This is a genomic window from Paenibacillus albidus, assembly GCF_014644435.1.
Lineage (GTDB): Bacteria > Bacillota > Bacilli > Paenibacillales > Paenibacillaceae > Paenibacillus_AQ > Paenibacillus_AQ albidus.
The window spans coordinates 1-4618 of the sequence record NZ_BMKR01000090.1; the positions used below are offsets into that span (position 1 = coordinate 1).

At 39.9% G+C, this 4618-nt stretch carries 4 protein-coding genes; all 4 read right to left on the bottom strand.

Going from position 1 to position 4618, the window contains the following annotated elements; genetic code table 11:
* Positions 1-78 precede the first annotated feature (78 nt).
* The 4 genes from IEY53_RS34565 to IEY53_RS34580 all read right to left on the bottom strand — a co-directional run bounded on the left by IEY53_RS34565 (position 79) and on the right by IEY53_RS34580 (position 4367).
* Complete coding sequence (locus tag IEY53_RS34565; protein WP_189032849.1) at positions 79-690, bottom strand: histidine phosphatase family protein; 612 nt, start codon at positions 688-690, stop codon at positions 79-81.
* Positions 691-970: 280 nt separating this feature from the next.
* Positions 971-2173, bottom strand: coding sequence for an acyltransferase family protein (locus IEY53_RS34570; RefSeq protein ID WP_189032851.1), 1203 nt, complete (start codon positions 2171-2173; stop codon positions 971-973).
* 241 nt (positions 2174-2414) lie between these two features.
* Positions 2415-3257, bottom strand: coding sequence for a tyrosine-type recombinase/integrase (locus IEY53_RS34575; protein WP_189032853.1), 843 nt, complete (start codon positions 3255-3257; stop codon positions 2415-2417).
* A 120-nt stretch (positions 3258-3377) separates the two neighbouring features.
* Positions 3378-4367, bottom strand: coding sequence for a phosphotransferase enzyme family protein (locus IEY53_RS34580; RefSeq protein ID WP_189032855.1), 990 nt, complete (start codon positions 4365-4367; stop codon positions 3378-3380).
* Positions 4368-4618: the final 251 nt, after the last annotated feature.

Consider the following 4618-nt stretch of genomic DNA (forward strand, 5'->3'; position numbering starts at 1 on the left):
AAAGGTGAAATCCTGCGAATTCATGAGCCTGCGTGAGAAAACTAAATCATTTCGAGGGAGCGTAACGAGCCCATGAAACTATATGTGCTCCATAAGATTCTCAATCGTTAGTTTCCATTGTCCATTAAAATTCTCCACTTTATGAATGCCCGTATTTGAAGCTGGGAACGAATTGCTTTTATTTGTCCATTCTAAGCCCTTTAGAATATGGTAAACGACATTAATAACCCCGCCATGTGTAACAATTATTACGTTCTCCAGGTGATTCTTAGTTGATTGCTCCTCACATAGTCGCTTAAACGCCTCTTCAATACGTAAATAAAACTCCAATGGATTCTCACCGCCAGGGTACCGCTGGTCCATCCTTAAACTCGAGAAATATAGCCCTGGGTACCGTTCATTGACGATTTCATTGGGCATTCCGGCAATTACACCATTATTCGTTTCTCTCCACTGGTTGCTACTTTCAACGGATAAATTCAGAAAATCAGCAATCTCATTTGCAGTATCCAATGCCCGTCGCAAATCACTGCTCACGATTCGATGTATTTGATAATTGCTCTGTTTATCCTCGAGATAACAACCTAGTTTTTCTGATTGCCTATAGCCTTCAACATTTAGTCCCCTTTGACTCCAGCCCCCACGATATCCTTCATCGTCCGCGCCATGCCTCACAAAATAAATGGCCATATTTCTTCCCCCTAAGAAACCAGTTTTTTATAGTACAGACACTGATTTTATACAAATCGCGCTCTAGTAATATAAACACAAATTGGAAGTGCACTGCCCGTTAGTTGAACAAAAGCAGCCCATCACGTTGATTGGCTGCCTTCTTGTTTCCATTGAGATATCGTTTCCCGTTAGTTGAACAAGGAGATTTTTTAATTATAATGCAGTTTCCATACAAAAGGTAGGTAGTCTGTACAAAAAAAGCGCAGAGTTGTTGGTTTCAACTCTGCGCTCTTTTTGGTTATGCGGTCATCTTTTTTTCAACTTTTCGAGCTAGTTTTAATGCACCTTGATCGATATATTTCATAAAATAATGCGACAAAATAAATAAGGGCACCATGGAAACCATAAACGTAATTGCATAGGCAAGATTATAACTAAAATGATGAATCACTATACTAAACAGGAACGCGGAGAACGTATTTAGGAAAGTGAAATGAATGAGGTAAAGGGAAAACGAAATCTGTCCTAAATAAGCAAACGGTTTCCATCCAAACACTTGCTGCAGTACTTTTAAACGAAGCAGAGCAAACAAAATCATAGCAGAACCTAGGGTTCGTGCAAGAAGTCGTGGATCGATGTTAAATTGAATCCATTCATTGATATTTTTTGTCCACACTTCTATGGGTTCGTACATAGTCCCTATTAATGGAGTATAAGGCGCCGAACCTAAGTAAATCCCCATTAAAAGTACAAGTACTGCCGTTATTTTACTTTGGACCCATTTGTGCTTGAGCAAATCGGCAAGCAGCATTCCCCACAAAAAAGCGACAAAATAGGTTTGACTAAACGCAATGGATAAGACCACATACACAATCCATCTTTTTTTCACTCGTCCAAATAAAGCAAGAAAACCGAAAATTAAAAAAGAACCTAATAGCTCATAGCTCATTGTCCAAAGGACTGGATTGTAAGGATGTGCTTTAAAACGGAAAAACGGATCAAAAATAGCAGCCTTGATAACGGTATATACATTTGTATCTAAAGCGTAGTAGTTCTTTTTCATATCCGTCCATGTTGTTCCCCATATTTCTTGGAGATGAAAGGCATTCGTAATAATTGCTAGATACACAAGCAATACGGATACCGCTGCCGGCACGGCAAGCCGAATGTACCTTCGTATGGCGCTGGAATGCAACAATTTTTGAAAGGTCTCACTATCGAGGTCTTTTTCAAACATTTTGACACTGAGCACATAACCACTTAGCACAAAAAACAAACAAACGGCAAATTGTCCATTATAAAATAAATTAATCGGAGAATGTCCGTACCAGATATCCCATATAAAATGAGCTTGTTGCGGTCTTCCATTTAACGCAGCTGGATAAAATACTTGTATGTAGTGCGAAATAACCACGGTACATGCCGCGAGCCCCCTAATACCATCCAAATAGAATAGCTTTTTTTCGGATGTCTCTTTATTCATTTTTTCCTCTTCTTTCATGATTAAAACTATTAGGCTATTATAACATGCGACGCTGCGTGATTAAATGCACATCGTTTTTAAACTCCTGAATCTTTTTCTTTATTGTTTTGTAATGTCGTCTTTTCGCACGAATTTTCACCACACAGATTAGACCCTTCCCATAGAAAGTTCATGTAGAGATATTCATCAATTAACTAAATTAACCTGCCCTTTAGTTGAATAGCGACGGATACCAAAGATGATCCGTCGCCATTACAAACTAAAAGTACCGTCGATAAAGTTCTCTCCGACGTTCGCCGCGGAGTTGTGCGTAGACTTGAGTGGTCGATGCTTTCTCATGACCGAGCATTCCTTGAATGAAATCCAATGGAGCACCATTATCAAGGAGTTGGCATGCATAAGTATGTCGAAAGCGATGCGGGTACACATTCACTTCAAGTTCTCCCCGACCTGCAAGCCGTTTTATTGCCCACCTAATTGTAGGTATAGCCATTCGTTTTGTTGGATGCGTATCGGTAACAAATAAGGCTTTGCAGGAATCCTCACGGCTGGCCAGGTACTTCTTTAACCATACTTTGCACTCTGTCGTAAAGTAAACTTCTCTTTGCTTCGATCCCTTGCCATTAACGATTGCTGAGCAGTTCTCCCAGTTTAGATCTTCGATGTTGATCTTTTCTACCTCCCCAATCCGGCAGCCGGTGCTGTAGAGAAACTCAAGCAGTGCTCTTTCCCTGAGTGACTGACATGAGATTTTCAAGTGTATGACGTCTTCCTCAATCAAAAACTTAGGAATGCGCTTATCTAATTTGGGTTCTCTCAACTTTAGAGAAGGATTTAAAGTCAGATACGTCTCTTCATAAGCATACCGGAAAAGAGAACGAATAAAACGAATCCGATGACCAAGGCTGTTTGGCTTCAAACGTACTGCTTGTTTTGCCAAGTACTCCTTCAGTATGGTTAACGTTACCTCTGTGACATCGAGATTACCTAGCTCCAGCACTAACATCTTGTGCTGTAAGGCGTATGCTTTTAATGTTTTTGGACTGAACCCTTGAATGCGTTTGTCAGCCTCATACAAACTCCACAACTCATTTAAATTCATAACAAAACCTCCCTTTAGAAGCTATTAAATCTAGTTTGCTTCTAAGGAGAGGTTTTAATCTGCCCGATGTATTAAACTAGCGTTCTCCGATAGCTTAATGAGTAAATCAGTTTAGGAGTTCTAGAACTCATCGATCAACGAAATCCCTTTTGTAATACGCATTCTACTATCTTGCAAGAAATCGCGGGTCCAATCATCGGGTTGAGTTAAATCCCAACTCCGGTACATACCCACGACTACGATAATTTCACGTATTTTAAGAAAAAGCTTCATCTTATTTTTCCAGCCGTCAGGCATTTGTCGGCCATCCTCAGTGTAGCCTAGCTCGAAATGTTTAATGAAAAGTTCGTATTGCGCCTTACGTTCAGACTGCGAATCTTCCCCGAATACATACAGCAAGTAATAGAGCTGGATAGCAATGTCCTCGACATACCAACTGTACTGACACTCGTCGAAGTCGAAGAGCGTTATTTGCCCTGATTCATTGACCGTGAAATTACCTACATTGATATCTCCGTGAATTAAACCAAAATTATCTGATGTAACAGGCAGACTAGCCAGATTTGCTTTAAGTTCATCAAGGGCATGAATAATTGGTTGAAGCTCTGCCGGTAAATAATCTTTCGCTCGTAAGAGGTATTCATTAAATTCCCAAGTGTGTCTTGTGGATATGGGTTTATACAGCTTGGTCAGTTCATGAAGACGGCCTGTTATGCGACCACATTGTTCATAAAGTATTGAATTGCCTAGGCATTCAGGATATCCGATTTTTCTGCCAGGTGCATAGTTGAAAGAGGTTGCGTAAAAATCCATCGTATTCCCTTGGATACGTTCAAAATCCTTTCCAGTAACCGATAGAACCGGGTCTGAGACCGACAAACCATTCTCCGATAGGTAACGAATCCATTCTATTTCAGCTGCAAGTCCTTCCGACGTGCGAAGTGTGCTCGGAGTAAAACGGAGAATATATTTTGATTCATCGCGATTATAGGAATAAATAAAGTTTTGAAAGCCTCCAATGAAAGTCAGATCTTTTGGGCTAATCCCAAAGCGCTCAGCACCTTCAGCAGCATGTTCGTCCAGGAACATAAGTTTTATTTTTGGGTCCATGATTTCTCCTTGGTAATTGAATTTAGATCGAATACTATAATTCCTAACTCATTGCTGTTACCTCAATTTAATAAAATGGATGCCTAACGACATGTAAAAACCCCACTTTCAAAATATTTCTATTACTAAGCAATCATACTTATCCAGCTTTTTACAGTCAATGAAAATGCCTGAGTCATTACGTTAAACTGCCCGTTAGAATTCCTGTAGAATGAATAATTTAGACTTTGAACAAAAAAGAGCGCCTCTGT